We start from the raw sequence: 255 nt of genomic DNA, 5'->3' as shown, positions 1-255 counted from the left end.
GGGTCGCTGCTCGCTGTACCATCCATTGTAGCACGTGTGTAGCCCAGGTCATAAGGGGCATGATGATTTGACGTCATCCCCACCTTCCTCCGGTTTGTCACCGGCAGTCTCATTAGAGTCCCCAACCTAATGCTGGCAACTAATGATAAGGGTTGCGCTCGTTGCGGGACTTAACCCAACATCTCACGACACGAGCTGACGACAACCATGCACCACCTGTCTCCTTGCCCCGAAGGGCTTCACCTATCTCTAGGC

1 rRNA gene is annotated in these 255 nt (G+C 54.9%); it reads right to left on the bottom strand.

The annotated features are described in order from the left end of the window. Window positions 1-255: ribosomal RNA gene (locus ACEN4N_RS11650) — 16S ribosomal RNA — on the bottom strand; the annotation flags it as partial.

The organism is Ruoffia sp. FAM 20857 (genome assembly GCF_045528645.1).
In the GTDB taxonomy this organism is placed as follows: Bacteria; Bacillota; Bacilli; order Lactobacillales; family Aerococcaceae; genus Ruoffia; species Ruoffia halotolerans.
The sequence above is the reverse complement of the archived record's forward strand: the minus strand, read 5'-3'. Positions and strand labels throughout refer to the sequence as shown.